General features: G+C 55.4%; 27 protein-coding genes. 17 read left to right on the top strand and 10 right to left on the bottom strand.

Annotation, left to right across the window (positions count from 1 at the left end; all coding sequences use genetic code 11):
* Nucleotides 1-3: 3 nt before the first annotated feature.
* A complete protein-coding gene (locus tag K0O24_RS13050) occupies nucleotides 4-672 on the bottom strand; it encodes a TetR/AcrR family transcriptional regulator (RefSeq protein ID WP_219893159.1) in 669 nt (222 codons plus the stop codon).
* A 133-nt stretch (nucleotides 673-805) separates the two neighbouring features.
* Here K0O24_RS13050 and K0O24_RS13045 point away from each other — a divergent pair, with 133 nt between their 5' ends.
* The 10 genes from K0O24_RS13045 to K0O24_RS13000 are packed head-to-tail and all read left to right on the top strand — an operon-like array spanning nucleotide 806 to nucleotide 10602.
* Complete coding sequence (locus K0O24_RS13045; protein ID WP_219893158.1) at nucleotides 806-1975, top strand: amine dehydrogenase large subunit; 1170 nt, start codon at nucleotides 806-808, stop codon at nucleotides 1973-1975.
* A gap of 2 nt (nucleotides 1976-1977) precedes the next feature.
* Nucleotides 1978-2466 carry a MauE/DoxX family redox-associated membrane protein gene (locus K0O24_RS13040; protein WP_219893157.1) on the top strand — a complete coding sequence of 163 codons (489 nt, stop codon included), beginning with the start codon at nucleotides 1978-1980 and terminating at the stop codon, nucleotides 2464-2466.
* Nucleotides 2466-3056, top strand: coding sequence for a redoxin family protein (locus tag K0O24_RS13035; protein WP_219893156.1), 591 nt, complete (start codon nucleotides 2466-2468; stop codon nucleotides 3054-3056). The genes K0O24_RS13040 and K0O24_RS13035 overlap by 1 nt, the downstream gene beginning before the upstream one ends.
* Before the next feature lie 3 nt (nucleotides 3057-3059).
* A complete protein-coding gene (locus K0O24_RS13030) occupies nucleotides 3060-3620 on the top strand; it encodes a methylamine dehydrogenase light chain (protein ID WP_219893155.1) in 561 nt (186 codons plus the stop codon).
* Nucleotides 3620-4066 carry a c-type cytochrome gene (locus K0O24_RS13025; RefSeq protein WP_219893154.1) on the top strand — a complete coding sequence of 149 codons (447 nt, stop codon included), beginning with the start codon at nucleotides 3620-3622 and terminating at the stop codon, nucleotides 4064-4066. Before K0O24_RS13030 ends, K0O24_RS13025 begins: the two co-directional genes overlap by 1 nt.
* Entirely contained in the window at nucleotides 4063-4524 is a 462-nt protein-coding gene (locus tag K0O24_RS13020; protein WP_246611004.1) for a cytochrome C, read from the top strand. Before K0O24_RS13025 ends, K0O24_RS13020 begins: the two co-directional genes overlap by 4 nt.
* Nucleotides 4525-4556: 32 nt before the next feature.
* Nucleotides 4557-6761, top strand: coding sequence for a TonB-dependent receptor (locus K0O24_RS13015; RefSeq protein WP_219893153.1), 2205 nt, complete (start codon nucleotides 4557-4559; stop codon nucleotides 6759-6761).
* Between the two features lie 29 nt (nucleotides 6762-6790).
* Nucleotides 6791-8194, top strand: a complete 1404-nt coding sequence (locus K0O24_RS13010; RefSeq protein WP_219893152.1) for an aldehyde dehydrogenase family protein — start codon at nucleotides 6791-6793, stop codon at nucleotides 8192-8194.
* Nucleotides 8191-9822, top strand: coding sequence for an AMP-binding protein (locus K0O24_RS13005; RefSeq protein WP_219893151.1), 1632 nt, complete (start codon nucleotides 8191-8193; stop codon nucleotides 9820-9822). The genes K0O24_RS13010 and K0O24_RS13005 overlap by 4 nt, the downstream gene beginning before the upstream one ends.
* A gap of 42 nt (nucleotides 9823-9864) precedes the next feature.
* On the top strand, nucleotides 9865-10602 hold the full coding sequence (locus tag K0O24_RS13000) for an enoyl-CoA hydratase-related protein (protein ID WP_219893150.1): 738 nt from the start codon (nucleotides 9865-9867) through the stop codon (nucleotides 10600-10602).
* Between the two features lie 26 nt (nucleotides 10603-10628).
* Here the strand turns inward: K0O24_RS13000 and K0O24_RS12995 are convergent, their stop codons facing one another.
* Nucleotides 10629-11987 carry an MFS transporter gene (locus K0O24_RS12995; protein WP_246611003.1) on the bottom strand — a complete coding sequence of 453 codons (1359 nt, stop codon included), beginning with the start codon at nucleotides 11985-11987 and terminating at the stop codon, nucleotides 10629-10631.
* A gap of 40 nt (nucleotides 11988-12027) precedes the next feature.
* Between K0O24_RS12995 and K0O24_RS12990 the strand changes: the two genes are divergently transcribed.
* Both K0O24_RS12990 and K0O24_RS12985 read left to right on the top strand, forming a co-directional pair.
* A complete protein-coding gene (locus K0O24_RS12990) occupies nucleotides 12028-12192 on the top strand; it encodes a hypothetical protein (RefSeq protein WP_219893149.1) in 165 nt (54 codons plus the stop codon).
* The gene (locus K0O24_RS12985) at nucleotides 12189-12941 is read left to right on the top strand and encodes an N-acyl homoserine lactonase family protein (protein ID WP_219893148.1); all 753 of its coding nucleotides are present in this window, start codon (nucleotides 12189-12191) and stop codon (nucleotides 12939-12941) included. Before K0O24_RS12990 ends, K0O24_RS12985 begins: the two co-directional genes overlap by 4 nt.
* Nucleotides 12942-12952: 11 nt before the next feature.
* Here K0O24_RS12985 and K0O24_RS12980 read toward each other — a convergent pair whose 3' ends face one another.
* From K0O24_RS12980 to K0O24_RS12970, 3 genes are read right to left on the bottom strand one after another with little or no spacing between them, the layout of a single operon-like run.
* Nucleotides 12953-13771, bottom strand: coding sequence for an HTD2 family dehydratase (locus tag K0O24_RS12980; RefSeq protein ID WP_219893147.1), 819 nt, complete (start codon nucleotides 13769-13771; stop codon nucleotides 12953-12955).
* Nucleotides 13771-14922 (bottom strand): acyl-CoA dehydrogenase family protein, encoded by a 1152-nt coding sequence (locus K0O24_RS12975; protein WP_219893146.1) that lies wholly within the window; start codon nucleotides 14920-14922, stop codon nucleotides 13771-13773. Before K0O24_RS12975 ends, K0O24_RS12980 begins: the two co-directional genes overlap by 1 nt.
* The gene (locus tag K0O24_RS12970) at nucleotides 14919-16115 is read right to left on the bottom strand and encodes a CoA transferase (RefSeq protein WP_219893145.1); all 1197 of its coding nucleotides are present in this window, start codon (nucleotides 16113-16115) and stop codon (nucleotides 14919-14921) included. Before K0O24_RS12970 ends, K0O24_RS12975 begins: the two co-directional genes overlap by 4 nt.
* A gap of 92 nt (nucleotides 16116-16207) precedes the next feature.
* On the opposite strand from K0O24_RS12970, the gene K0O24_RS12965 reads away from it, so the two are divergent.
* Complete coding sequence (locus K0O24_RS12965) at nucleotides 16208-16990, top strand: tyrosine-protein phosphatase (RefSeq protein ID WP_219893144.1); 783 nt, start codon at nucleotides 16208-16210, stop codon at nucleotides 16988-16990.
* Between the two features lie 18 nt (nucleotides 16991-17008).
* Here K0O24_RS12965 and K0O24_RS12960 read toward each other — a convergent pair whose 3' ends face one another.
* Nucleotides 17009-17878: an alpha/beta fold hydrolase gene (locus tag K0O24_RS12960; protein ID WP_219893143.1), complete on the bottom strand. Its 870-nt coding sequence runs from the start codon at nucleotides 17876-17878 to the stop codon at nucleotides 17009-17011.
* A 167-nt stretch (nucleotides 17879-18045) separates the two neighbouring features.
* The gene (locus K0O24_RS12955) at nucleotides 18046-18369 is read right to left on the bottom strand and encodes a CC_3452 family protein (protein WP_219893142.1); all 324 of its coding nucleotides are present in this window, start codon (nucleotides 18367-18369) and stop codon (nucleotides 18046-18048) included.
* Nucleotides 18370-18520: 151 nt separating this feature from the next.
* On the opposite strand from K0O24_RS12955, the gene K0O24_RS12950 reads away from it, so the two are divergent.
* A complete protein-coding gene (locus tag K0O24_RS12950; protein ID WP_219895629.1) occupies nucleotides 18521-19012 on the top strand; it encodes a winged helix-turn-helix transcriptional regulator in 492 nt (163 codons plus the stop codon).
* 2 nt (nucleotides 19013-19014) lie between these two features.
* On the opposite strand, the gene rpoZ is transcribed toward K0O24_RS12950, so the two are convergent.
* On the bottom strand, nucleotides 19015-19359 hold the full coding sequence (rpoZ, locus tag K0O24_RS12945; RefSeq protein ID WP_219893141.1) for a DNA-directed RNA polymerase subunit omega: 345 nt from the start codon (nucleotides 19357-19359) through the stop codon (nucleotides 19015-19017).
* Between the two features lie 125 nt (nucleotides 19360-19484).
* Here rpoZ and K0O24_RS12940 point away from each other — a divergent pair, with 125 nt between their 5' ends.
* Nucleotides 19485-20651, top strand: coding sequence for a phospholipase D-like domain-containing protein (locus tag K0O24_RS12940; protein WP_219893140.1), 1167 nt, complete (start codon nucleotides 19485-19487; stop codon nucleotides 20649-20651).
* Here K0O24_RS12940 and K0O24_RS12935 read toward each other — a convergent pair.
* Complete coding sequence (locus tag K0O24_RS12935) at nucleotides 20648-21259, bottom strand: class I SAM-dependent methyltransferase (RefSeq protein ID WP_219893139.1); 612 nt, start codon at nucleotides 21257-21259, stop codon at nucleotides 20648-20650. The genes K0O24_RS12940 and K0O24_RS12935 overlap by 4 nt on opposite strands.
* A 105-nt stretch (nucleotides 21260-21364) precedes the next feature.
* On the opposite strand from K0O24_RS12935, the gene K0O24_RS12930 reads away from it, so the two are divergent.
* Both K0O24_RS12930 and K0O24_RS12925 read left to right on the top strand, forming a co-directional pair.
* Nucleotides 21365-22684 (top strand): MFS transporter, encoded by a 1320-nt coding sequence (locus tag K0O24_RS12930; RefSeq protein WP_343211242.1) that lies wholly within the window; start codon nucleotides 21365-21367, stop codon nucleotides 22682-22684.
* Nucleotides 22685-22905: 221 nt separating this feature from the next.
* Nucleotides 22906-23784 (top strand): LysR substrate-binding domain-containing protein, encoded by an 879-nt coding sequence (locus tag K0O24_RS12925; protein ID WP_219893138.1) that lies wholly within the window; start codon nucleotides 22906-22908, stop codon nucleotides 23782-23784.
* Here the strand turns inward: K0O24_RS12925 and K0O24_RS12920 are convergent.
* Nucleotides 23781-24227, bottom strand: coding sequence for a peptidylprolyl isomerase (locus K0O24_RS12920; RefSeq protein ID WP_219893137.1), 447 nt, complete (start codon nucleotides 24225-24227; stop codon nucleotides 23781-23783). The genes K0O24_RS12925 and K0O24_RS12920 overlap by 4 nt on opposite strands.
* Between the last annotated feature and the right edge of the window lie 50 nt (nucleotides 24228-24277).

Here is a 24277-nt window from a genome sequence, read left to right as displayed (position 1 = left end):
GAGCTAGGCAAAATCATCAGGCGTGACAGACTTCACGAATTGCACGAAACTCTTCGCAGCAATTTTTTCAAGCCATGGCATGCGTTTTTCAAACGGCTTGTCGTGGCCTGCAAAGACCGTCAGACCTTCCATTGAAGCTGAAATAAACAGGGCAAGCGCTTCGGTTTGTTCGGGTGTCAGATCCGGATTGATTTCATCTATAAACCCAAGAAGTGGCGCTCTTGCGCGCGCATAGAGCTCATGAACGCGATCAAAAACAAACGGATCGTGATTGGATAGTGCCCATAGTTCAGGAAAGACCCGTGTCGTCTTCTTGGTGCGAATATCTTCAAGGATCAGTGTGCAAATTTCCTCGAGACGCTGTTCAGGGCTTACGCCTTCTTCATGGATGATGGCTTCAAACTCTATCTCGTAACTTGTGATGACGGCATCAAGCAGTTCGCGAACGAGATCCTCTTTTGTCGGAAAATAATATGTAAGATTACCAAGTTTCATGCCGCAAGCCGCGGCGACCTTGCGCATGCTCATGGCGCGATATCCTTGCTCGACAAGCAGGTTAAGGGCCGCGCGCAAGATGGTTTCATGCCCTTCACGGCCACGAGCATACCCACCCTCACGGCTTCGGATATGAAGATCAGGGACGGTAAACTGGGGTGTCTGGCTGCCTGGCATTGCTCAAGAATGCTGACAATTTTTCCAATTTGCAATTTTTATCGTTCGACCAAATTAGGACACTAGACAAATTTGATTAGTTGGTGAAGATGGTGCTTCATAAGGCCGATGGGGTCGCCGAGGGGGGTCGGTTATGACGATTCGTGCGTTTGCAGTGACACTTGCCGCAAGTGCGATAGCATTCTCCAGCTCAGTAGCTGGACAAGATGCCCCGGCCTTGCCGGAGGAACCCTTGGGAGCTGTTGCTCCACTTCCTGCAATTTATCCTTCCAACTGGGTGATTGTCAGTGACTTCAATTTCAACGCAATTGTTGATGGTCGTGGCGTCGTCGTCGATACCTCGTCTGACAATCAGCCTTTCAAGGGCATGTTTCGGGCATCGCAATTTGCCAGTATTTTGAGTTCATCCACCAAACCGGAAATCTACACTGCGGAAAGTTTTTTCTCGCGACTTTCTGAAGGCGAACGGACAGACGCCATAACAATCTGGGACAAGGCGACACTGAAGTCCAAGGGTGAAATCCTGTTGCCGGGTGGCAAGCGGCAGCAGATCGTGACTTACAAGAATACATTTCAATTCACGAACAATGAAAAATGGGCGCTCGTGACGAATTTTACGCCCGCCCATTCCGTGACGGTTGTAGACTTGGATGGTCGAAGGGTTCTCGGGGACATCGAACTACCGGGCTGTTCCATGGTATACCCTACGGGGGATCGCGGGTTCACGACTTTTTGTGCAGATGGAACCCTGACCAGCATAGTACTTGATCCGGACGGCAAGGTTTCGTCGACAGTCACAACCAAGCCAATTCACGATATCGACAATCAAGCGATGTTTGCGATGCCCGCCATGATCGGCAAGACGGCGTGGTTCGTAACGTATCGCGGAATGATCCGTGGGTTCGATCTTTCTGGTCCCTTAGCCAAGCCCTTGAAAAAGGACTTTTCCGTAGGCGCCGCTGATGGCGGGCAGCCGGAATGGCGGCCGGGTGGCTGGCAAGTGATCGCGAGTGATGCAAATGGCAGGCTCTATGTGCTGATGACTCCTTTCGGTCGTGAAGGCAGCCATAAGGATGCGAGCACCGAAGTCTGGGTCTTGGACCCGGCAAGCAAGTCTCGCGTTGCCCGAATTGCGATGAAGGGACCTAGTGTTTCAATCGAAGTGACACGTGAGGCTTCTCCAAAGCTCGTCGTCGCGCGCGCAGATAGCGTGATTGATATCTACGATGCGACCAGCGGCGCGTTTGTTCGGACTCTTGGAAACCACGTCGCGTTCAATCCCCTTACAATTTCGGCGATGTAAGAGTGGCAGCAATCGCAATTTTTCTGGCGATCATCCTGGCCATGGCGGCCGTACACAAGGTCGTTGCGCCGGAACGCCTCGCGACAGCAGCGGCGCAATTGACGGGAATGGCGTCGCACTATGGCCAGATGCTGAGCCTTTCCGCTGCGGCCCTTGAGGGAGTTGCAGCAGTTGCGCTGCTGTTTCCGGATACAAGGGTGTTGGGTGCGAGCCTTGCCGCTGCTCTATGGTCCGGATACGCAATCTTGCTTTGGCGCCGTCGAGGGCAATCTTTGGACTGCGGCTGTTCATTCGGAAAACGCGAAAAGCCGGTCGCCAATTCCTCGATCGTGCGCGCAGCCGGACTGGCAGTCTTGGCAATGGGGCCAATCATCTGGCCAACCGAAGTTTTCACCGTTGAAGCCGTTTTTGCTGCTCTCGGATTTATGACTCTTTATCTGGCCCTCGATGAATTGATGGCCATTCCGAAACCCGCGTGGAGGCATGGCTGATGGTCATTTCGCAAATCCTGCTCTGGATCGCCGTAATTGTGCTGGGGACGCTGGTGGCAGCGCTAGCGCGGCAAGTCGGTATCCTGCACGAACGGATCGCGCCTGCGGGCGCCTTGACCCTTCACCAGGGCGTGAAAGTCGGGGACAGCGTCCAGCCCATGATCCACACTGCACTTGATGGCAAGATTGTCTCGATCGGCGGGAAGCGCGAAGGACGTAGCCAACTCGTCTTTTTTGTTTCGCCGGACTGCCCTGTCTGCAAGTCCCTCTTACCGGTGTTCAAGTCTGCGGCCCGTGCCGAAAGGGCGTGGCTGGATGCTGTGCTGGCAAGCGATGGAGACGAAACAGTTCAGAGACGGATGATCATGGAACAGGACTTGTCCGGATTTCCATTTGTCCTCTCGGAAGCTCTCGGACGATCGTTCGGGGTTTCCAAGCTGCCTTACGCAGTCTTGATCGATGAGGGCGGACACATTGCCTCGCTGGGGCTCGTCAACAGTCGCGAACATCTTGAAAGCCTGTTTGAAGCCAAGGAGCGGGGCGTCGCTTCCATTCAGGACTATCTCGCACGCCGTGAAGGGGAGGCATGAGGAATGGCTGATCTAGACAAATTTGCCGAACGGATCACTCGCGGGGTTGCGCGCGGCACGTCTCGTCGCAGCTTGCTTGCCTGGCTCGGTGGTGCTGCGACGGGCGCCGCAGTCTTTCCAGTGCTCCCTGTTTCCAGGGCCAGTGCGCAGTCTTCGGGGCATGGCGGCGGCGGCGGTGAACGCGCGCCGGTGCTTTCGGGCAATCCCCAAGATCCGGGCGACAGGACCCAGTGCGATTATTGGCGTTACTGCGCGATTGACGGCTTTCTGTGCACGTGCTGCGGAGGAAGTGTCAGCGCATGCCCGCCGGGCACGGAAATGTCTCCGATCACATGGATCGGAACATGCACCAATCCGGCGGATAAGCGCGCCTACATCATCAGCTACAATGACTGTTGTGGAAAGTCGTCTTGCGGTCAGTGCCTCTGCAACCGCAATGAAGGCGATCGCCCGCCGGTCCGGCCACAATCGAACAACGATACCAATTGGTGCCTTGGAACCGAAAGCCAGGTTTACAATTGCTCCACTGCCGTAATCATCGGCGTGGCTACGGAGCCGCGTTAATGCGTTTGGCGATTGCTCTTTCGCTCTTGATTTCCGCCCCGGCCGTGGCGGCACCTGATGGTGCGACGGTCTACAAGAAATGCGCAGCCTGCCATCTTCCGACAGGCGCTGGTGTTCCGGGAGCTTTCCCCCCATTTGGCGCCGATTTTGCGACATTGGCAAAATCATCGGCAGGGCGCCGTTACATGATCCTTGGCGTTATCAAAGGCATATCAGGCCCTATAACAGTCGCAGGCAAGGCCTATCGCGGGGTTATGCCCGCGCAGGTTGGTCTGGATGATGAAGCCGTTGCAAATGTCCTGAATCATATTGCGAACAACATTGCCAAGGCTGGCAAGGGATTTACTCCCATCACGCCGGCGGAGGTCGCCAAGGTGCGCGCCGGTGGCAATGGTTTGACTTCTGCAGCTGTCGCGCAGCTGCATGCGTCGGCAGGCGGACGGTGAAGCTGGCTGGTCTCATGATCATTGGGGCAGGCGCCGCAATGGGCATGACCATGGCCCGGGCGGACAGCACGCAAATGTCGTTACCTGGTGTCCACAGTCCGCGGCAGGCTCAAATAGACTACATGCTGAAATGTCAGGGATGTCACCGTCCTGATGGCAGCGGTGATCGCACCTCCAACCCGCCAATGACAGGCGCGGTTGCTCATTTTCTGAAGGTTCCCGGGGGGCGTGAGTATCTTGGTCGCGTACCGGGTGTTGCGACGACCGATCTGGATGACGTGCGGCTGGCCAATCTTCTGAACTGGACTCTTTATCGGTTCGACCGAGCCAGCGTCCCAAATGATTTCAAACCTTACGACGCTGCAGAGATTCGCCGCCTTCGTGCGTCACCCCTTCGTGTTGAAGCAGCAAGAACACGAGCCCAGCTCATTGCGAAGATGCCGGGAGGCTCACTTTAATCCGTTGAACACCAGCCTGCAGGGAGGCAATCATGCAACAAGCCAAAACAAGTCGTACTTTCTCGAGAATACTCGTCGCCTCACTTCTGGCCGGGGTTTCCTCCGTCGCCAATGCGCAGGCTGCTGCAGAAGAAGCGGATCCGAACGAAATCATCGTGACAGCGACGAAGCGCGCTGAAAATCTCCAGAGCATTCCAATCTCTGTCTCCGCAATCACTGGAGACACCCTCTCGAAAAGCCGCGTAACCCAGGCTGACGAGCTCGTCACAAAGATACCGAACCTGCAACTTACGTCCACAGTAGGCGACAATACCCCGATTTTTGCGCTGCGCGGCGTTTCGATGTCCGATTATAGCCTCAATCAGGCGAGCCCGGTCGCGACCTATTATGATGAAGTTTACAAAGGCAATTTCGCCTTCTTGGGCATTGCCCTGTTCGATCTTGAGCGGGTGGAGGTTTTGCGTGGGCCGCAAGGAACGCTCTACGGCAAGAACACCACTGGCGGCGCCGTCAACCTGATCAGCCGCGCACCCAAGTTGGGCGATACCAATGGTTACCTCAATCTGGGCTATGGCAACTACAATCGCTTTGACGTCAACGGGGCGGTGAACTTGCCTTTGGGTGAAAAGGCCGCGCTGCGCGTCGCTGGCACACTTTCGAAGGCTGACGGTTGGTTCAAGAACGTGCTGCCGGGCAAGCCGGATCTCGCAAGTGTCAGCGAATATGGCGTCAGGGCCGCGTTGTTGTTTGAGCCGTCCGATGGCGTGAAATTTGTTCTGCGGGGAGCGACAAGTTACCAAAATCCTCGCAATTATGGAATTTATGCTCAGCCAGAAGCGATCAATCGCCCGGGACTTTCCCGTCGCCAGATTGCAGCCAATGTCACGGACCGGCGGATTGCCCGCACCTATTCCGCTTCGCTCACAGGCAATATCGATGTTTCCGACGGGTTGACGCTGACAAGCATTACGTCTTGGGACAAAGGGCGCCTGCGCTTTTACGAAGATACAGATGGCCAGCCCAACCAGCTTCTTGAGATTCCCTACGTCGACAGGGCCACTCAGTTTGCGCAGGATCTTCGGCTGACAAGTGACTTCGACGGTCCGCTGAACTTCATTCTTGGCGCGTATTACAATCGCGAAAAGGTATTCAATCAGACCACATTTGAAATTGGCAAGGACATCGATTCTGATGGCTTGCCTGGCGTGACCGACGCTGATTGCGCAATCGGGCTGCCTCTTGGCTGCCTTTTCGACAACAGCTTCGATCAGTTGAAGAAGAGCATCGCGGTCTACTCGGACGTGAAATTCGCGGTATCCGATTCAATAATGTTGCGCGGCGGCCTGCGCTACACGCATGACACTGGCGACCAGACAAATTTCCGGTCTGATGCACTCGGCCCCAATCATGTGCTCGTCGTCAACCTCATCCCGAATTCATCATTGCATTACAAGACGAACAATCTTTCGGGCAAATTCGGGGTCGACTACAAACTGGATGGAGGAAACCTTCTCTACGCCAACTACAGCCGTGGATATCGGGCAAAGAGCTTCAACGCACAGGCGTTTTTCGATCCTTCCGAGCTTTCGATTGCCAAGCCGGAAAGCGTGGATGCGTTTGAACTCGGTGCAAAAACACAGTTTGCGGATCGCCGCGTGACGCTCAACATGGCGGCCTTCTATTATAAATACAGGAACCAGCAGTTCATCAACATCAGCCCGAGCACAGCGGCGCAAACGCTGGAAAATATTCCGCGCTCGCGTATTCTTGGTGGCGAAGCAGAATTAACGGCTCGTGCGAGCGACAAGCTGACTTTGCGCGCCGGCGTCGGGCTGCTTGATACCAAGATCCAGCAGGGTATCGTCAGCGGTGTCAACGTCGCCGGAAACAAGCTTTCCAATGCGCCGTCGCTTACATTCAATGGCGGCTTCGATGTGACTGCCTTCGACACTGGTGCCGGGAAGCTGAGCTTGCACGGTGATCTTGCCTATTCCGCAAGCCAGTATTTCGAGGTGATCAACATCCCGCGCCTGAAGCAGCACTCATACGCCCTGCTGAGCGGACATATCGATTGGGAGTCCGCAAACGGACGCTGGAATGCGTCGATTTGGGGCAAGAATTTGACGAACAAATTCTACTTCACATCGCGTGTCGACCTGCTGGCCGGGTTCGGATTTGACTATAATCATATCAGTGCACCTCGGACTTATGGTATCACCGTGGGCGTGAAATACTGACCGGCCCAAGACCGGCGAAGGAGAGTGGAATGTCCGACTACAAACTGTTGATTGGCGGCAAGCTCGTTGATGGCGACGCCACAATGGACGTCATCAATCCGGCGACCGAGGAAATTCTCGCTACATGTCCTCGCGGAAGCGAGCGTCAGCTCAATGAGGCTGTTGCTGCTGGCAAGAAGGCCTTCAAAGCATGGGCCAAGACACCAATGGCGGAACGACGGGCATGTGTGATGAAGCTTGCCGATGCGATCGAGGCCCGTCTTGACGAATTCGCGCGCCTGTTGACTCAGGAACAGGGAAAGCCCCTCAGCGAGTCTACGGCAGAGATCGCCTACACTTCCGCTTTCCTGCGCTATCTTGCGTCGCTCGACCTTGAAGGCCGCTTGATCGAGGACAATGATAATCGTCGGGTTGAAATGCGGCGGAAGCCCCTTGGCGTCGTTGGTTGCATCATCCCGTGGAACTTCCCGGTTTTGATCGTCGCCTTCAAGGCTCCCGTTGCCTTGCTTGCGGGGAACACAATCGTCATCAAGCCTGCACCGACGACCCCACTCACAACGTTGCGTCTGGGCGAACTGTGCGCCGAAATTTTCCCGGCTGGCGTCGTGAATATTGTGACAGATCAGAATGACCTTGGTGCAGCTCTCACCAGTCACCCGGACATTGCAAAGATCAGCTTCACGGGCTCCACCGAGACCGGCAAAAAGGTCATGGCAAGCGCCGCATCGACGATCAAGCGCATCACGCTTGAGCTTGGCGGCAATGACGCGGCGATCGTCTTGGGCGATGTTGATCCCAAAGTCGTGGCGCCAGGCATCTTTGGCGGCGCAACGATGAATGCTGGGCAAGTTTGTCTCGCGGTCAAACGTGTCTATGCGCATGACTCGATCTATGATGAATTGTGTGACGAACTGGCAAAACTTGCTGATGCTGCAATTGTCGATGACGGGCTGAAGCAAGGAGCCCAGATTGGACCGCTTCAGAACAAGATGCAGTACGAAAAGGTGAAGGGTTTCCTTGAAGACGCACGCGCAAACGGTAACATAATTGCCGGAGGCGAGGTCATGGATCGCCCTGGTTATTTCATTCGACCGACGATCGTGCGCGATGTTAAGGATGGGACCAGGATTGTTGATGAAGAGCAGTTCGGACCGATACTACCCGTTATCCGGTTCACCGATGCCGAGGACGCACTGGAGCGCGCGAATGCGTCGCCGTGGGGGCTTGGCGGCTCTGTGTGGTCCAACGATCGCGACAAGGCATATAATCTTGCATGCGAGATGGAATCCGGGACCGTCTGGATCAACAAGCATCTCGATTTCGGACCGAACATTCCTTTCGGCGGAGCCAAGCAATCAGGCATTGGTGTAGAATTCGCTGAAGAGGGGCTGCATGAATTCACGCAAATCCAGGTTATCAACGAAGCGCGATGAACCAGCGGCTCAGCTATTCAAAAGGCCCGGTCGAGCCGCCGTTGCTCGAATACACGATTGGCGAGGCGTTAGAGCTTGCGGCGAAGCACTGGCCTGCCAATCTGGCTCTGGGGTCCTTGCATCAAAAGATCAGGTGGTCATGGGCAGAGCTTGATGGTGAAGTAAACCGGATTGCGACCGGTTTACTTGCCCTTGGCGTAAGGAAGGGCGACCGGGTCGGAATTTGGGCGCCTAATTGTGCCGAATGGACCGTTATTCAGTTTGCAACGGCGAAGATTGGCGCAATTTTGGTTACGATCAATCCTGCCTATCGGGTCTCCGAAGTCGAATATGCACTGAACAAGGTAGGTTGCAGCGTTCTTGTCACCGCGCCGCGCTTCAAGACCAGCGACTACATCGCAATGTTGCGGGAACTAGGGCCCGAAAAGCTTCCGCACTTGCGCATCATGATCTCGCTGGGTTCTGAACAGCACGATGGCTTTTTGCGATGGAGCGACCTCGGCATTGCACCAGACCGAGCGGCTTTAACCGCTATTGCTTCAATGCTCGATCGAAATGACGCCATCAACATCCAGTTTACAAGCGGCACCACAGGCTTTCCCAAGGGAGCGACTCTCACACACCGCAATATACTGAACAACGGGCTACAGACCGGGCACATGATCAAGCTTGGCCCAGAAGACCGCATCTGCATTCCAGTGCCACTTTATCATTGTTTTGGCATGGTCCTTGGTAATCTGGCGGCACTGACGACCGGCGCGGCGATGATTTATCCCGGCGAAGCCTATGATCCGCGGCTGGTGCTTGAGGCCGTTCAGACAGAAAGCTGCACGGCACTTTATGGAGTGCCGACGATGTTCATCACGATCCTCAACCAACCCGATCTTGCGGATTATGACGTCTCTACGCTCAGAACCGGAATCATGGCCGGATCGCCTTGCCCGATTGCGACGATGCGAGAAGTTATTGATCGTCTCAATATGCGGGAGGTAACAATTGGCTACGGCATGACGGAAACGAGCCCATTGACCACCCAGACAGCTACCGGCGATCCGTTGGACGAACGTGTGTCGACCGTAGGGCGTGTCCATCCCCATGCCGAGGCGAAGATCGTCAATTCTGCAGGGTCCACGGTCCAGATCGGTGAACAAGGCGAATATTGTTCCCGAGGCTATGCGGTGATGCTCGGTTATTGGGATGATCCTGAAAAGACGGCCGAAGCAATCGATGCTGACGGGTGGATGCATTCCGGCGACCTCGCGACCATGGACGAAAAGGGCTATGTGCGTATTACCGGCCGCATCAAGGACATGATCATCCGAGGCGGAGAGAACATCTATCCGCGCGAAATCGAAGAATTTCTCCTTTCGCATCCGCATGTGGCCGATGCGCAGGTCTTTGGCGTTCCCGATGAAAAATATGGCGAGGAAGTCTGCGCTTGGGTTATTTCAAAACCGGGCGTTACTGTATCGGCGGAAGATGTGATCGTGCACTGCAAAGGCAGGATTGCGCATTACAAGGTGCCTCGCCATGTCCGAGTAGTTGATAGCTTCGTCATGACTGTAACGGGCAAGGCGCAGAAATTCGAAATGCGCAAGATCATGCAGGCAGAATTGGAAAGCGCCTGAATGCTTGTGCTAGACTCAAACGTCGGCCCCGTTGCCCGTTTGGTGCTTAACCGGCCGACAGCGGGCAACAGCCTTTCACTGGATCTTGTCTCCGAACTGCGTGCAAAGTTTGCTGCCCTTGCTGCCCGCGAGGATATTAAGGTCATCATCCTGTCTGGGGCAGGGGGGAGAATATTCTGCGCCGGCCATGATCTCAATGAATTCTCGGGTCAGGAGGATCAGGACTTTCTCGCGCGTGACTTTGCGGGGCTTGCTGGACTGATGCAGGACATCATGGATCAGCCGCAGATTGTCATTGCTCTCGTCGAAGGTGTTGCAACGGCTGCTGGGTGCGAACTCGTAGCAGCTTGCGACCTAGCCTTGGCTTCTTCAGTTGCCCGTTTCGCTGTCCCCGGCATCAATATAGGGTTCTGGTGCCATACGCCCCAAATTCAATTGACCCGTGCCGTTGGTCGGAAGCAGGCAATGATGATGCTTGCGACCGGAAGACTATTTCCCGCAGCCCATGCGCTGCAAATCGGACTGATCAATGCTGTCCACGATCCCGACGATCTCGAAGAGGCAGTTGACGCGCTGGCAACAGAAATAGCCTCGAAGTCCGGCCGAGTGCTGCGGCTAGGCAAAAAAAGCTTTCGCGCCCAGGCTGAAATGCCTGTTCCGGAAGCCTATCGATTTGCGCAATCGGAAGCACTTGCCAATCTACAATTGGACGACGCACGTGAGGGGATCTCAGCGTTTCTTGAAAAACGCCCTGCGCGCTGGCCGGGCGAATCCAATTAGCCATATTCAGATCCGGACCTTCAACGTCAAAAGGGACTGTTTTCGAAGCGCGGCTCCCGGACGCCAAGCAGCATGACCAAAAGCGCGGCAGCCAACAAGCTGATGGAGACCCAAATGAGCGGAACAAAGCCGAAGGCAGCCGCTATAATTCCGCCAATAAATGGTCCGATGGCCGCAACTGATGTTTCGGCGGTTGTCGAAAGCGCAAGCCGCATGGGCGTATCTTCGCGCGCCCCGAATTCGAGCACCAGTGTCTGCTGGCTGAGCGAATAGCCGCACATGGCTGCGCCAAGCGCGACAAACCCCAACACGAAGCCAGTATGATCGCGCGCGACCAGCATCAGGACGAATCCCACGAGCCAGATGACGTTGGCCAGAATATAAACCAGTCGGAATCCCTTGCGATCGCCAAGCGCCCCCCAGACAAGGTTGGACAGTGTTTCTGCGCCCAGGAACGCCAATGAAAAGAGTCCGAGTGACTTCCCATCGAGATGCATGACATCTCCAGCATGGAGTATGCAAAAGGGCATCGCGATCCGTCCGCCGGTTGTCAATAATTGCGCGATGAGGAAGTTCCGATAGCTCCTTTCAGCCAAAAGCAGCGGCAATTCCCGCATGCGATCCCGCAGCCGCATTGGCGCCCGTGGGCGATGGTTGTCGGGTTCCCTTATAAACAGGGCCAGCATTGTAAGGCCGACACTGGTCAGGATGAAGCTGAGCATGAAGGTCGTCGCATATCCGTTCCCGAGGATATTCTTTTGGATCAGGATACTGCCGGCCCACCATGAGAGTGCTGCTGCAATCGCGCCTCCGGCGAGATTGCGATAGCCTTGAAGCCGTCCCCGCTTTTCGATCGGGATCACTTTTGCCATCAGCATCTGGAACGAAACACGCTGCGCGCCGGAATAATAGCCGAGAAGGAAAAGGAACCCCATCGTGGCGAGCACCAGCCAGATGCCCGAGAGAAACCAGCCCGAAAGTGCAAGACCCAGAAGCTGAATGCGCATCATGGTTCCGTTGCGCATCGCGTTAGGCAATATCCGGCGTTTGTCTTCGATCTCACTGGCGCTCAGGAGGGGAGACAGGACTGCACCCACCTGCTGAAGCGCCTGCGACAGTCCGACCATGACGGTCGATCCGGTCAATGCAAAAAGATATGCGGGCACGAACGTCGGGGCGTAAATCAAACGAAAGCCGGTCATCCCGAACATGCCGTGCGAAAAATTCGCAAAATAGTTTCGTCCGAGATTGCTCCTCACAAAGCGTTCATTCGCGCGATCATCGGGAATCAGTCGATCGAGCCCGGTATCCGTGCCTATCGGCTCAAGATCGTCATCTATCGTCAATACTTGCCCCGACATTCGCTGCGTTGTCTTGCTTTTCATCCATGGCAGGCGACACTAAGGTTGCAAAGCTCTTCGCAAGATGAATTTGAAACTAAGGGGATTGAGGATGCGGCTGAAGGCTCCACGTATCACTCCGCTGATTGATGAACCCGATCGTGCGATGCTGCGCAACAGTTTGGGCGTTCAGCCTGAGCCGCACATGGCACTCGATTCAGACGTGACAGATTATGAGGCCGCTGCATGAGCATCTCTCTTTACGCTTTCAATTGCGGATGGTTCCAATGCAAGGCGGGCTTCTTCATTGAAGGCCTGGAGGACCAGAGCTTTGTCCGCTCCCCTGTGCCGGCTTATCTGATCGATCATCCCAAGGGCAGGGCACTTTTTGACACAGGCCTGGGTGAGCGCAATCGGCGGGCCATCGAAGCACGTCTGCCTCATGACAAGTTCGGGCTGGAACTATTCGAAGGAATGGACATAGCCGCACGCCTTCGTGCCATTGATGTCGACCCGTCCAGCATAAACTGGATCATCGCGTCCCACCTCCACAATGATCATTGCGGCGGCATGATGTTCGTCCCCAATGCGACAGTGATTGTCCAGTCCAAGGAATGGGCTGCGGCACAAGCATGCGAAGATCCTTGGGTTTACAACAAGGTCGACTTTGACACGGGGCACAGCATCAAGGCGATCGATGGCGAACTTGATCTGTTTGGTGATGGAACGGTCATGATCGTTCCGACTTACGGTCACACGCCCGGCCATCAAAGCGCAATTGTCCGGCTGGCCGGCGGCGAGATCCTGCTTGCGGCGGATTGTTGCTACACGGAACGCAACCTCAATGAACGCGTATTGCCGGGTTTCACGTTCGACAAGGAAGCAGGGTTGGCAACACTCGACCGATTGGCCCAGCTCAGAGCCAAGGGCACACGAATCATGTTCGGGCACGACGCGACGATGTGGAAGTCCGTAACCGAGGGCGCACCTGTTTCCTGATTGGACTTGCGCTAAGCCCCTTTCCCTTGTGCCGACATGACTACGCGACCGTCAGAGCCCAAGGCAGCGAGTGTGATCGCATTGTCTTCCTGCGTGGCGACCAGATGCAGAACCTCTCCTGCAAAGGCAGGCGACTGACCGCGAAAGGAAAATTGCTTCAGTCGGTTGTGGCCAATTTCGCGTCCGACCAGATCCAGCAACAATGTGGCCGTGAGCGGACCATGGACGACCAACCCGCGGTAGCCCTCCACGTCAACGGCATAGGGAAGATCGTAATGTATGCGGTGGCTGTTAAAGGTCAGCGCCGAATAGCGGAACAAGAGTGGTCGCGACGGCGTCAAGGCGCGGTGCCATTGCCAAGCTCCCAGCTCTGGCGAACCTGTGCCACTGGGCGCTGTCGCGGCGCTGGTCGCTTCGCGATAAACGATCGTCTGACGTTCGCTGACCGCCAAAATGCCATTCGCATGAGTCCGATGCTCGATGGTCACGAAAACGAGCGGTCCGGTTCCACCCTGCTTTTCGTCAATCGCGGCAATAGTCGAGTGCCGCTCGATATTCGCGCCAGCATGAATGGGCGCATGAAACTCGACTGCACTTGAAGCCCACATTCTGCGCGGCAAGGCAATCGGGGGAAGGAACCCGCCCCGCTTCGGATGGCCATCGCTATCGAGCATCTCGGTAGCCGCTTCAGGCAAGCAAAGGCACCAGTGTATGCCTTGCTCTGCCTTCACACCCGTTTCAGCGCTATCCAGTGTCGCCCGAAAGCGCGCCAGCAAGCCGGGCGTCAACACATCATTTTGCGTCATTTCCCGTCCGATCCAGTCCTGCATCAGTAACTCCTTGGCAGGCCAAGAACATGTTCTGCGATGAAAGACAGGATCATGTTCGTTGAGATGGGCGCAACCTGATAAAGCCTGGTTTCCCGAAACTTGCGCTCAATGTCGTATTCCGCTGCGAAGCCAAAACCGCCGTGTGTCTGGATACAGGCTTCACCCGCTGCCCAGCTTGCTTCGGCAGCAAGCATCTTGGCCATGTTGGCTTCTTCACCCACAGGCTCCCCAGCCTCGTATTTGCGAAGTCCTTCGCTGACCATCAATTCAGCCGCACGCATTTGAGCATAGGCGCGAGCAATCGGGAACTGGACACCCTGATTCTGACCAATAGGGCGATTGAAAAGCACACGCTCTTTTGCATAGGCCGAGGCCTTTTCGATGAACCATTTTGCGTCGCCGATACATTCTGCAGCAATCAGCAGGCGTTCCGCATTCATCCCGGACAATATATATTTGAAGCCTTGGCCTTCTTCGCCGATCAGGTTGGCAGCAGGCACTGCCAACTGGTCGAAAAAAACTTCGGTCGTTGAATGGTTCATCATCGTTTCGATAGGGCGAATGGTCAGCCCGTTTCCAACCGCAGCCTTCATGTCGACCAGGAAGACCGACAGCCCATCTGTCCGTTTCGAGACGTGTTCACGTGGCGTTGTGCGCGCGAGGAGAAGCATCAGGTCGGAATGTTCTGCCCGGCTCGTCCAGATCTTCTGACCATTGACGATATAGTGATCGCCATTCGGCTTTGCTGTGGTTTTGAGGGATAGCGTGTCTGTACCGCTGGTCGGCTCCGTCACGCCAAAGGCTTGCAGTCGCAATTCTCCGCTTGCGATCTTGGGGAGATAAATTTCCTTCTGGGCTTCGGATCCATGGCGGAGCAAGGTCCCCATGATATACATCTGGGCGTGGCACGCGCCGCCGTTACAACCTTGCTTCTGGACTTCCTCAAGAATGGCTGCAGCGGCGGAAATCGGCAATCCTGCGCCTCCGTAATTTTCGGGGATCAGAGCTGCGAGATAGCCCGCATTTCCAAGCGCATCGACGAATTCAGTAGGATAAGCGCGCAGTTTGTCCTTGGCGCGCCAATAGTCTCCAGGGAACTGCTGGCAGAGTTTGGCGACTTCCTCTCGGATCTGGGTGTAATCGTGAGTCATGCCCGTGCAATGATTCCCTTGTCGTGAAGTGCGCCAATAGCGCCGCTTGAAAGTCCGAGGGTCTCCGCCAGAACTTCGTCGCTGTGCTGCCCAAGCAGTGGCGCGCTCCGGGCGGATTGGCGCTGAAGCTGGGGGATGGATGCGATTGTGCCGGCGGCTGGATAGTCAAGGCCACTCGGATTTTCAGCCGAACCAAATATCGGGTTATTGCCGACCAAAACGGGGTCATGAACAGCCTGCTTCATGGATTGATACGGCCCATAACAGCATCCATTGGCGTCGAACGCGGACTTCAGATCTTCATAGATCCAGCCCGAAACTTTCGATTCCACCAGCGGAAAAAGAGCGTCCCGGTGCTGGAACCGCACCCCTTCGTCCTTGGCAAATGAAACTCCATGAGAAGATTCGATCACAGCGACTTCGCCTGAGATACCTAGTACTTTGACAAGCCCGGTCCATTGTCGAGGCGTTATCGCCATGATCATGAGACGAACATTGTCTGCTGTCACAAAGTCACGCCCGAACGCTCCGTAGACCGTATTGCCAAGGCGTTCGCGATTGGCGCCGGTACTGAATATTTCCGCAAGCATGCCCAGATTGGCTACGGTACCAATTGCTACGTCAGATAGTGGAATGCGCACTTCCTGGCCGGATCCAGTCGCATCTCGGTGGCGGAGCGCGGCCAGCATTGCAAAGGCTGCATAGGCGCCCGTAAGCAAATCCCACGCAGGCAAGACATGATTGACGGGCTCGGGGCCCGGTCCCGTCAGGTAGGGAAAGCCGACTGCTGAATTGACTGTGTAGTCCAAAGCCGGGCCACCATCTGCCATACCCATAACCCGCACCGTAATGAGGTCGGGCCGTTTGGCAGACAGCGCGTCATGAGCAAGGAAGCCATCAACGGGGAAATTTGTCACAAATTGGCCGGTTGCTGCAACAATAGACTGTAGCAATTCACGTCCCTCTGGTGCTCCCAAATTTAACGCAACCGACTTTTTGGCACGGTTCAGGTTTTCCCAATACAGGCTTGATCCATTTTCTGCCTTGGGCCAGCGCTTGAAATCGGGGCCGCCACCAATCTGGTCGATGCGGATGACTTCAGCGCCCATTTGAGCGAGATAGAGACCAGCAGTCGGAGACGCCACGAATGACGATGCCTCGATGACACGTAAACCTGAAAGCAACGGATACATCGAACAAGGGTCCCCTTTTCACTAATTCAGTTGACGCCAAAGAGTTTCGCACATCAGGGAGTTTGCGAACAGCAAGTGGAGCAAAAAGGCAAGTGCGCGATCGAGTCTTGACCCTGGAGGGGGTCCATAATTTCAGGGATTACGGAGGCTATATTACCAGAGACGGCGCAAAGCTGAAAGTTGGACGGCTTTTCCGTTCAGGCCAGCATGTCGATGCGACCCCGGAAGATCTTGAGATAATCAGTCAGCTGAATATCGCGACAATTATCGATCTGCGCGGAAACAGCGAAAGGGTTCAGTTTCCTTGCGTGCGGCCCTTGAACTTTGCGGCCCAAGTCCTTTTTGCGGAAGGAGAGACTGCAGGCGCAGCGCATGCTCCGCACGTTGAAGCGGCACGGGATGTCACGAATGCCTCAGAAGCCCATGCTGCGATGGTGCGGCTTTATGCTTCCATGCCGTTCCGTCCGAGGTTGATTGAAGTCTTCCAGCTCTATTTTAGTGCATTGGCGGTTAGCAAGTCAGCTACGCTTCTGCACTGCCTCGCCGGCAAAGATCGCACTGGGCTGGCTGCCGGTTTGCTTCATCGATTGCTAGGTGTTCATCAAGATGATGCCATGGCAGACTATCTGCTCACAAATAAGGCTGGAAACTTGGAGCGCCGGATAGCTGCGGGCGCAGAGACTGTGCGCGCGAATTTCGGGCATGCCATGGGCGACGATGCAGTGCGTACTCTGATGTCCGTTCATCCGGAATATCTCGACACGGCATTTGCCACTATCGAACGCGAGCATGGAAGTATTGAGGCCTACGCTCGTGATGTCCTCGCCGTGACGGATGACAAGCTTGAAGCCATCGCGAGCCAGCTTTTAGCGTGATGGAATTCGATGGTTGAGCTAAAGGAACGCTCGCAAATCTGAGATAAAGCGATCGAACTGATCGTGATGGAGCCAATGTCCGGCATTTTCATATTCAACCACGCGCGCACTCTTGAAGTGTGAAATGCGGCCATCCTTTTCAGGGTTGGAGGCCCAACTGTTTGCCCCGTAGAGCATAAGAACAGGGCAAGCGATTGAATTCCAGATGGCGTGCAGATCTTCCCGGGGCATGTCGAAGGCGGCCCAGATGTTGAGATAATTGTCGAACTTCCAGCTCCAGGTGCCGTCCTCATTCCGACTGGCCCCGTGAATCGTAAGGTGCCGCGCCTGCTCATCGGTCAGGTAAGTATTTTCAGCCTTCATCCGATCAAGCGCTGCATCGAGCGTTTGATAACGACGCGGAAGTCGCCCGGAAGCGTTTCGCTTGTCTTCAATCCACTGCCGAAATCGCTTTTGTATCCCAATTGCATCCCGTTCTGCCTGCACTGCAGGGGAGTGACCAAGGCCTTCGATCGCGACAAGCCTGCGCACATTTTCCGGATAGAGGCCCGTATAACGCAGAGCGATGTTCCCGCCCATTGAATGGGCGACAATCGTTACTGGAGCGAGGTTCAGTTGATGGATAAGTTGCGCGAGATCGTAGACGAACGACGACATTTCATAGTTACCGTCCGGCGACCATTGACTGTCACCATGGCCGCGCAAATCCGGCGCGATGACATGCCAGTCTTCCCGCAGTTGCTCTGCGGCCCAATCCCAGCTTCTGCAATGATCCCTGCCGCCATGCACGAGCAACAAGGGCGGAGCCTCGCTGTTGCCCCAATCTACATAGTGCAGTCTCAGTCTCTGGGAAATGAAGCTGTTCGAAGTGGGGCCGTGAAGTGTCATGCGCAAAAAATGTCTCGATTACGAAGCGATTGCTTTGCCGAAGGAGCGAGTTCCCCGCAAGCTCGGTTTTGACAGGAGTTTTTGATCGAGACGACAAAAAAATGCCCTTCCCCCGATGGGATGGGGAGGAAGGGCAAAGTTCGGGGTGGGAGGGTCAGTATGGGAGATTATTTTGCCTTTTCGTTGCACTTGGCGAGCGCAGCTTCATCGAATGACTGGCCGTCTGCGGTGAAACTTGCGACTTTTCCAATCTTCTTTGCCGCCTGAGCGCAAACAATGGCAGCGCGGCTGTTAGCCTTGGGCGCAACATAACCTTCGCCCGCACGCTTCCAAATGACATCGCTTGAAACGAGCGCTTGGCCGGAAGCGGGAGCGGCAACAGGAACGAGCGTATAACCGGCACTGCCCTGAGCAAGCGCCGGTGTGGTGGTTGCCAGAAACAGCAAGGCGGATGTTGTGAATGCGGCGGCAAAAGCAACAATACGGTTCATGGGGGAGGTCCTTTCTAATCAGTTGCGAATCACCACTTAATGCATTAGGTAGCAAGTTGCAACCTAAAACTTATATTTTTCGAAAGGTTGGTTTTGGTAGGTTTTTGCGTTATGAATGTCGAAAGACCGGGGGACCTGGCTGGAGAGTGATATGGGAATGTTGAAGGAAAACCTTGCGGAGTTGGCGGAATGCGGCCTTCCCGCCGCGCTTGAGGCGATAGGCGAACGCTGGTCATTCCTTATTTTGCGCGGTGCGTTCAACGGCCTTCATCATTTTGAGGAATTTCAATCGACCTTGGGCATTGCGCGCAACATCCTGGCGAATCGCTTGGGTAAACTTGTCCAGCATGGCATCTTGGCGCGGACGCCGTTGCCTGATGACCGTCGAAAAATCGAATATCGCCTCACCGAAAAGGGCGCGGAACTGCTTCCAACGATGCTCGCGCTTCGCCAGTGGGGGGAACGTTGGGAAACCGGGTGTATTTCAAACCCCGTGCTGGTGGACGAACGGGATAGTCAGCCCATCGCCAAGATTGCCATTCACGCGCACGACGGGCGCGAACTTGGGCTGCACGACCTGCGCTGGATGCACGCGGAAGACATCAAGGAAATCGGATCGTCGCGCTTGCGCGCGGTCGCCTGACCTCAACCGTCCGAATCGCCACCAAGATTCTGGTTGCGCGGCGGAGCAGCTGCAGTCAGCCTCAAAGCTTCAGCGGACTGGCTCAATGAACCCATCTCATCGATGACATCGTCATCATCAATGCGCACGCGCTGCAGATTTGTGACGATTGCATCCTGAAGTTCGTCAGGAACCACGGTTTCTTCTGCTATTTCACGCAATGCAACAACAGGATTCTTGTCCCGGTCGCGATCGATCGTAAGCTCAGCACCGCCCGAAATCTGGCGGGCGCGCTGTGCGGCAACAAGCACCAGGTCAAAACGGTTTGGAACCTTGTCAACGCAATCTTCAACAGTCACGCGTGCCATTGGGCAGCACCCTTCATAAATTGGATGTGTGGAATATGCCCTCTCCCTAGTTCGGGGCGCAGATGAAGTCAAAGAAAAGCAGCATGCCCTTGCCATCGGGGCACCGACGCGCGCAAAAAGCGGCTATGGGTAACATTCCGCAATTCAAACAGATTGACGCGGAAGTGGACGGGCACCAGCTTCGGCTTGCGATCTCCGGGCAGGATCGATTGGATCTTCTTCTTGAGACGATCGGCGAAGCCCAATCGACGTTGCGACTATTTTTTTATATCTTTGGCAATGACTGGACTGCAGTCCAGGTTCGTGCGGCCCTGATTGCAGCGCGCGAGCGCGGTGTCAAAATCTGGCTGATGGTCGACGGGTTCGGCAGCGCTACCTGGCCTGATGATGTCTTCAAACCATTGGTTGATGCAGGCGTTTATTTTGCGCGTTTCAATCCTCGCTGGGGCCGACGCTATCTCTTGCGCAACCATCAGAAAATCGTTGTTGCAGACGAAGCTCGGGCTCTCGTGGGGGGCAGCAACGTGCTGGACCCATATTTTATTGATAATCCAGAAGGCTCTGGATGGCACGACCTCCTACTCAGAATTGACGGCCCCGCTGCTGCAAGACTTGCGCGCTATTTTGATGGGTTAAGACGCTGGACGGCATCGGACCGGCCCACACTTCGCATGTTGCTCCATATAATGTCTCGGCGAAGCGACAAGGACGGTGCGCTTCGATGGCTATTCAATGGTCCGTTCAGTCGACTGAGTCCGCTTACCCGCAGTCTTCGACAGGATATAGCAACGGCCAAGCGGCTGGACATGATACAAGCTTATTTTGCGCCAAACTGGGGTATGCTGCGTCGTCTTGCCAACATCGAACGGCGGGGCGGGAAAATGCGTCTTATATCTGCAGCAAGAAGTGATAATTTTGCGACAGTTTCAGCAGCTCGGCATTGTTACCGCAGAATGCTGCGCAATCGCGTCCGTATATATGAGTACCAACCACAAATGCTTCATGTGAAGCTGATCGTAGCGGACAACGCTGTATACATTGGCTCAGCCAATTTTGACATGCGCAGTCTCTATATTAATGGCGAAATCATGCTCCGAATTGAGGATGGCGCATTCGCAAAGCGTGTAACCGGACTTGTCGATGCTCATGTGCCCTACTGCGACGAGATCAGTCGTGCAGAGCATCAGGCGCAATCAACCTGGTTGGCAAGACTGCGGTGGCTATTGGCCTATTTCGTGGTGTCGACGGTCGATTTCACCGTGACGCGAACAATCAGTCTCAGGCGGCGCTAGTCCTTCCATGCCCAGAAGAGGCAGCAGGGCGGAACATTCCAATACTCCATGCCTTGATCGATCCGCTTGAAATAGGGATCAATGAAGTCACGGACCTTGGCGCGAAATTGGTAAACGAGAAAGGCGCCACCAGGACGCAAAATGCGCGCAGTTGCCGCCGCAATTGAGGGCCCGACACCCGCTGGCAAGGTAGAGAACGGCAGTCCGGACAAAACATAATCGGCGTGATCAAAGCCACTATCGCGGACGATCTGCTCGACGTCTGCAGCGGACCCGAGAATAGGGCGAAAGCGACTGTCTGCTATGGTGGCAGATAGATATTCGATGAAGTCCGGGTTGGTGTCGATGGCTACATAGGTGGCATCCGGAGAGAGGCGCTTGAGGACATGAGGCGCGAAAGTGCCCACACCTGGTCCATATTCGACAAAAAGCCGGGTATTGTGCCACTCAACCCGGCTCAGCATATGCGCAATGAGCGTATCGGTTGAAGGAATGATCGACCCGACCATAACCGGGTGCTTGATAAAACCCTTGAAAAATATTGCCCACGGCCCGAGCCACCGGCGAACGCGCATTTTCGAAGTCAATCCGGCAGAAGGGGCGGTCATGAACATCCCGGGAAGGTTAACGGTTATTCGCGTTCGCAAATGGAGGTGCTCTTGGCAAGCCGCAAATGGCTTCCGCTGAGCCACTATCATCCCTAACGCAAAAGAGTGAAGACGAATCAGGCCAGTGTCGGACGCGATTTCGCGATCCTTTTCATGGTGATGCTCATCACCGGGGCTGGAAATACTGCGCTGCAGTCCGTCCTGCCGGCGATTGGGCGCTCGTTGCAGGTCCCCGATAGCGTTATTGCAACGGTGTTTTCCGTATCAGCGCTCGTCTGGGTGTTCGCAGCGCCATTTTGGGCGCGCAGATCTGATCGGCATGGCCGGCGTGCAATGGTGATTCTGGGGATCTCCGGTTTCACTTTCTCGATTACGCTCGTGGCGTTCATTCTCCTCGCCGGGCTCCTGGGCTGGATTGGCCCGATCACCACGATGATATCGGTGATCAGCGCCAGAGTGATTTATGGTTTGTTCGGATCGGCAGCACCTCCGGCAGCGCAAGCGATCATTGCGGTGCGCACGAGTCGCGAAGAACGGGTCAAGGCGTTGACCATGCTCGGCTCTGCCTTCGGGCTTGGCACCATTCTTGGTCCTGCAATTGCGCCATATCTCGTGCTTCCCGTGGTGGGCCTCTCTGGGCCTGCAATGATATTTGCCGTGTTCGGCCTTTTGACCGCAATAGCGGCCACGCGCTGGTTGCCTCCGGATACCGATGAGCCGGTTATGAGCGATGCGCGGGGTGCCAATGTGTCCTATCCTTCGCTGGGTGGAGCGCCGACCGGTGCCAGCGTGACCGGCGCAACGGCAGAGCGCGTCGACGGAGAGCTCAAGCTTCGCGATCCGCGAATTTGGCCCTGGATGTTAGCCGGACTTATCATGGGACATGCTCAAGCCATGACAGGCGCCGCAATGGGGTTCCTCGTTATTGACCGGTTGCATCTGGCTGTCACGGAAATCGCAACGCAGCAATCCATCGGTCTTGTCTTGATGTCGGGCGCGGGGGCATCCTTGCTTGTGCAATGGGGCCTCATTCCACTGCTCAATCTGTCGCCGCGGACTATGATGATTACTGGTATCGGGCTTGCGACATTCGGCCTCGTCGCGACATCGGGTGCCACCAGTCTATATGGGATTGCGACGGGATATTCGCTCTCCTCGATGGGGTTCGGATTCACGCGGCCTGCATTCACGGCAGGCTCTTCGCTCGCTGTTGGGCGGAAGCTGCAGGGCCTTGTTGCCGGGCATGTAACCGCAATAAACGGCGCTTCGTTTGTCCTGGGACCGTCGATCGGGGTCGTGCTTTATGAAGTCTATAGGCCGCTGCCGTTTCTTATTGCAGCTGGTGTCATGCTCCTGATGATTCCCTATGTTCGCAAGCGATTGCTCTTGAGCGCCGAAGCCGAATCTGCCCAATCCGATCTTTGAAAAGGGCAGGGGGCGTTTTGCGCTCGGTTTGCCTTGCAGGGCATAAAAAAGGGGCCGGTTCCGAGGAACCGACCCTTGAAAGTTTGATAGGAGAGGATGCCTGAAAGGCCTAGTTTGTTTGCACTGCACAATAATATTGTGCAATTGCGAAATGAAAAACCGTAATTGCAAATATTGCAACTGCAGACTATAGAGATGCGTCTTCATGTGGAGAATAACCTATGCGTCGTTTGCCGTCTCTCGCTGGAGTTGAGGCATTTGTGCATGTTGCCCGCCTCGGTTCTGTCAAGGCTGCAGCAGAGGAACTCGCGCTTTCTTCGCCTGCCTTGAGCAGAAGAATCCAATCGCTTGAGCGTTTTGTCGGGCGGCCCTTGTTCGATCGTCGCCACCAGGCAATTGTCGCCAATGAAGATGGCGAAAAGTTGATGCATCTTGTTGGTCCAATTCTGGACTCCCTCACCGATGCCATTGAGACACTTACAAGCCCAAGCCCGGTCATGCGCCTTCGACTCGGTGTGCTGCCGCTTTTTGCGGCGCAGCGCCTTTTCCCAAGGTTGGCAGATCTGCGCGAAAAGCACCCGTCTCTGCACATTGACGTCGACACCGCTGCACATGGAGTTGCCCGCCTCGGAGATGGGCTTGATGCCGCAATCGTACTGTCACGCGAAATCGATCCGGCACTCTACGCGCGACGGCTGGACAGGAACACTGTCCTGGCAATTGGGGCACGTCGGTTGCTGCAGGGCCCTCACGCGATCAAGGATCCGAAACAGCTCTCCGAAATGACCGTATTGATCCATCGGGAAATGCCCGACACATTTGATGCGTGGCGGAATGCCCTGAAGATCAAGAATCTCGAACCGGCCGCGATCGATCACTTTGATTCGGGCCAACTTATGCTTGAGGCTGCCGCGCAAGGGCTGGGCATAGCATTCATGCACCAGAGCCATCTTGACGACGCTCATGATGAGCGGCTCGTCAAGATGTTCGACGTGGATGTCGAAAGCCCTTACAGCTATTGGTTTGTCTGTCGTCCGCGTGCCTTGCAGCTAGAGCCAGTCAGGGTATTTCATGACTGGCTTGTGAGCCTATCGGATTAGCTGACGGTTGCTTTGATGATCTTGCCAGGGCTGCGCGGCGGCTCACCCTTTGGAAGGGCGTCAACATGCTCCATACCGGACGTGACCTGACCCCAGACAGTATATTGGCCATCCAGGAAGCGCGCATCATCGAAGCAGATGAAAAACTGACTGTTTGCACTATTCGGGTTGGACGAGCGCGCCATTGAACAAACGCCGCGCACATGCGGCTCTCGATTGAATTCGGCTGGGAGATCAGGTTTCGAGGAGCCTCCCATGCCACTGCCGGTCGGGTCGCCCCCTTGCGCCATGAAACCGTCAATAACCCGATGGAAAACCACGCCGTCGTAAAAGCCTTCGCTGGCGAGTTCAGTGATCCGCTCTACGTGGCCGGGAGCAAGGTCGGGGCGGAGCTGGATGACGACGTCACCCGTTTCAAGTGTAAAGGTAAGCGTGTCGGCCATCTTGGTTGAGCTCCTGAGCTGAATTCTGGAATTGTGATTGTCGCCAGTAA

The organism is Aquisediminimonas profunda, from assembly GCF_019443285.1.
GTDB classification, from domain to species: Bacteria; Pseudomonadota; Alphaproteobacteria; order Sphingomonadales; family Sphingomonadaceae; genus Aquisediminimonas; species Aquisediminimonas profunda.
The sequence above is the reverse complement of the archived record's forward strand: the minus strand, read 5'-3'. Positions and strand labels throughout refer to the sequence as shown.

Coding starts and splice junctions, on each gene's coding strand:
- K0O24_RS13050 (WP_219893159.1), bottom strand. CDS start 672: ATGCCAGGCAGCCAGACACCCCAGTTTACCGTCCCTGATCTTCATATC.
- K0O24_RS13045 (WP_219893158.1), top strand. CDS start 806: ATGACGATTCGTGCGTTTGCAGTGACACTTGCCGCAAGTGCGATAGCA.
- K0O24_RS13035 (WP_219893156.1), top strand. CDS start 2,466: ATGGTCATTTCGCAAATCCTGCTCTGGATCGCCGTAATTGTGCTGGGG.
- K0O24_RS13030 (WP_219893155.1), top strand. CDS start 3,060: ATGGCTGATCTAGACAAATTTGCCGAACGGATCACTCGCGGGGTTGCG.
- K0O24_RS13025 (WP_219893154.1), top strand. CDS start 3,620: ATGCGTTTGGCGATTGCTCTTTCGCTCTTGATTTCCGCCCCGGCCGTG.
- K0O24_RS13015 (WP_219893153.1), top strand. CDS start 4,557: ATGCAACAAGCCAAAACAAGTCGTACTTTCTCGAGAATACTCGTCGCC.
- K0O24_RS13010 (WP_219893152.1), top strand. CDS start 6,791: ATGTCCGACTACAAACTGTTGATTGGCGGCAAGCTCGTTGATGGCGAC.
- K0O24_RS13005 (WP_219893151.1), top strand. CDS start 8,191: ATGAACCAGCGGCTCAGCTATTCAAAAGGCCCGGTCGAGCCGCCGTTG.
- K0O24_RS12995 (WP_246611003.1), bottom strand. CDS start 11,987: ATGAAAAGCAAGACAACGCAGCGAATGTCGGGGCAAGTATTGACGATA.
- K0O24_RS12990 (WP_219893149.1), top strand. CDS start 12,028: ATGAATTTGAAACTAAGGGGATTGAGGATGCGGCTGAAGGCTCCACGT.
- K0O24_RS12985 (WP_219893148.1), top strand. CDS start 12,189: ATGAGCATCTCTCTTTACGCTTTCAATTGCGGATGGTTCCAATGCAAG.
- K0O24_RS12980 (WP_219893147.1), bottom strand. CDS start 13,771: ATGCAGGACTGGATCGGACGGGAAATGACGCAAAATGATGTGTTGACG.
- K0O24_RS12975 (WP_219893146.1), bottom strand. CDS start 14,922: ATGACTCACGATTACACCCAGATCCGAGAGGAAGTCGCCAAACTCTGC.
- K0O24_RS12970 (WP_219893145.1), bottom strand. CDS start 16,115: ATGTATCCGTTGCTTTCAGGTTTACGTGTCATCGAGGCATCGTCATTC.
- K0O24_RS12960 (WP_219893143.1), bottom strand. CDS start 17,878: ATGACACTTCACGGCCCCACTTCGAACAGCTTCATTTCCCAGAGACTG.
- K0O24_RS12955 (WP_219893142.1), bottom strand. CDS start 18,369: ATGAACCGTATTGTTGCTTTTGCCGCCGCATTCACAACATCCGCCTTG.
- K0O24_RS12950 (WP_219895629.1), top strand. CDS start 18,521: ATGGGAATGTTGAAGGAAAACCTTGCGGAGTTGGCGGAATGCGGCCTT.
- rpoZ (WP_219893141.1), bottom strand. CDS start 19,359: ATGGCACGCGTGACTGTTGAAGATTGCGTTGACAAGGTTCCAAACCGT.
- K0O24_RS12940 (WP_219893140.1), top strand. CDS start 19,485: ATGGGTAACATTCCGCAATTCAAACAGATTGACGCGGAAGTGGACGGG.
- K0O24_RS12935 (WP_219893139.1), bottom strand. CDS start 21,259: ATGACCGCCCCTTCTGCCGGATTGACTTCGAAAATGCGCGTTCGCCGG.
- K0O24_RS12925 (WP_219893138.1), top strand. CDS start 22,906: ATGCGTCGTTTGCCGTCTCTCGCTGGAGTTGAGGCATTTGTGCATGTT.
- K0O24_RS12920 (WP_219893137.1), bottom strand. CDS start 24,227: ATGGCCGACACGCTTACCTTTACACTTGAAACGGGTGACGTCGTCATC.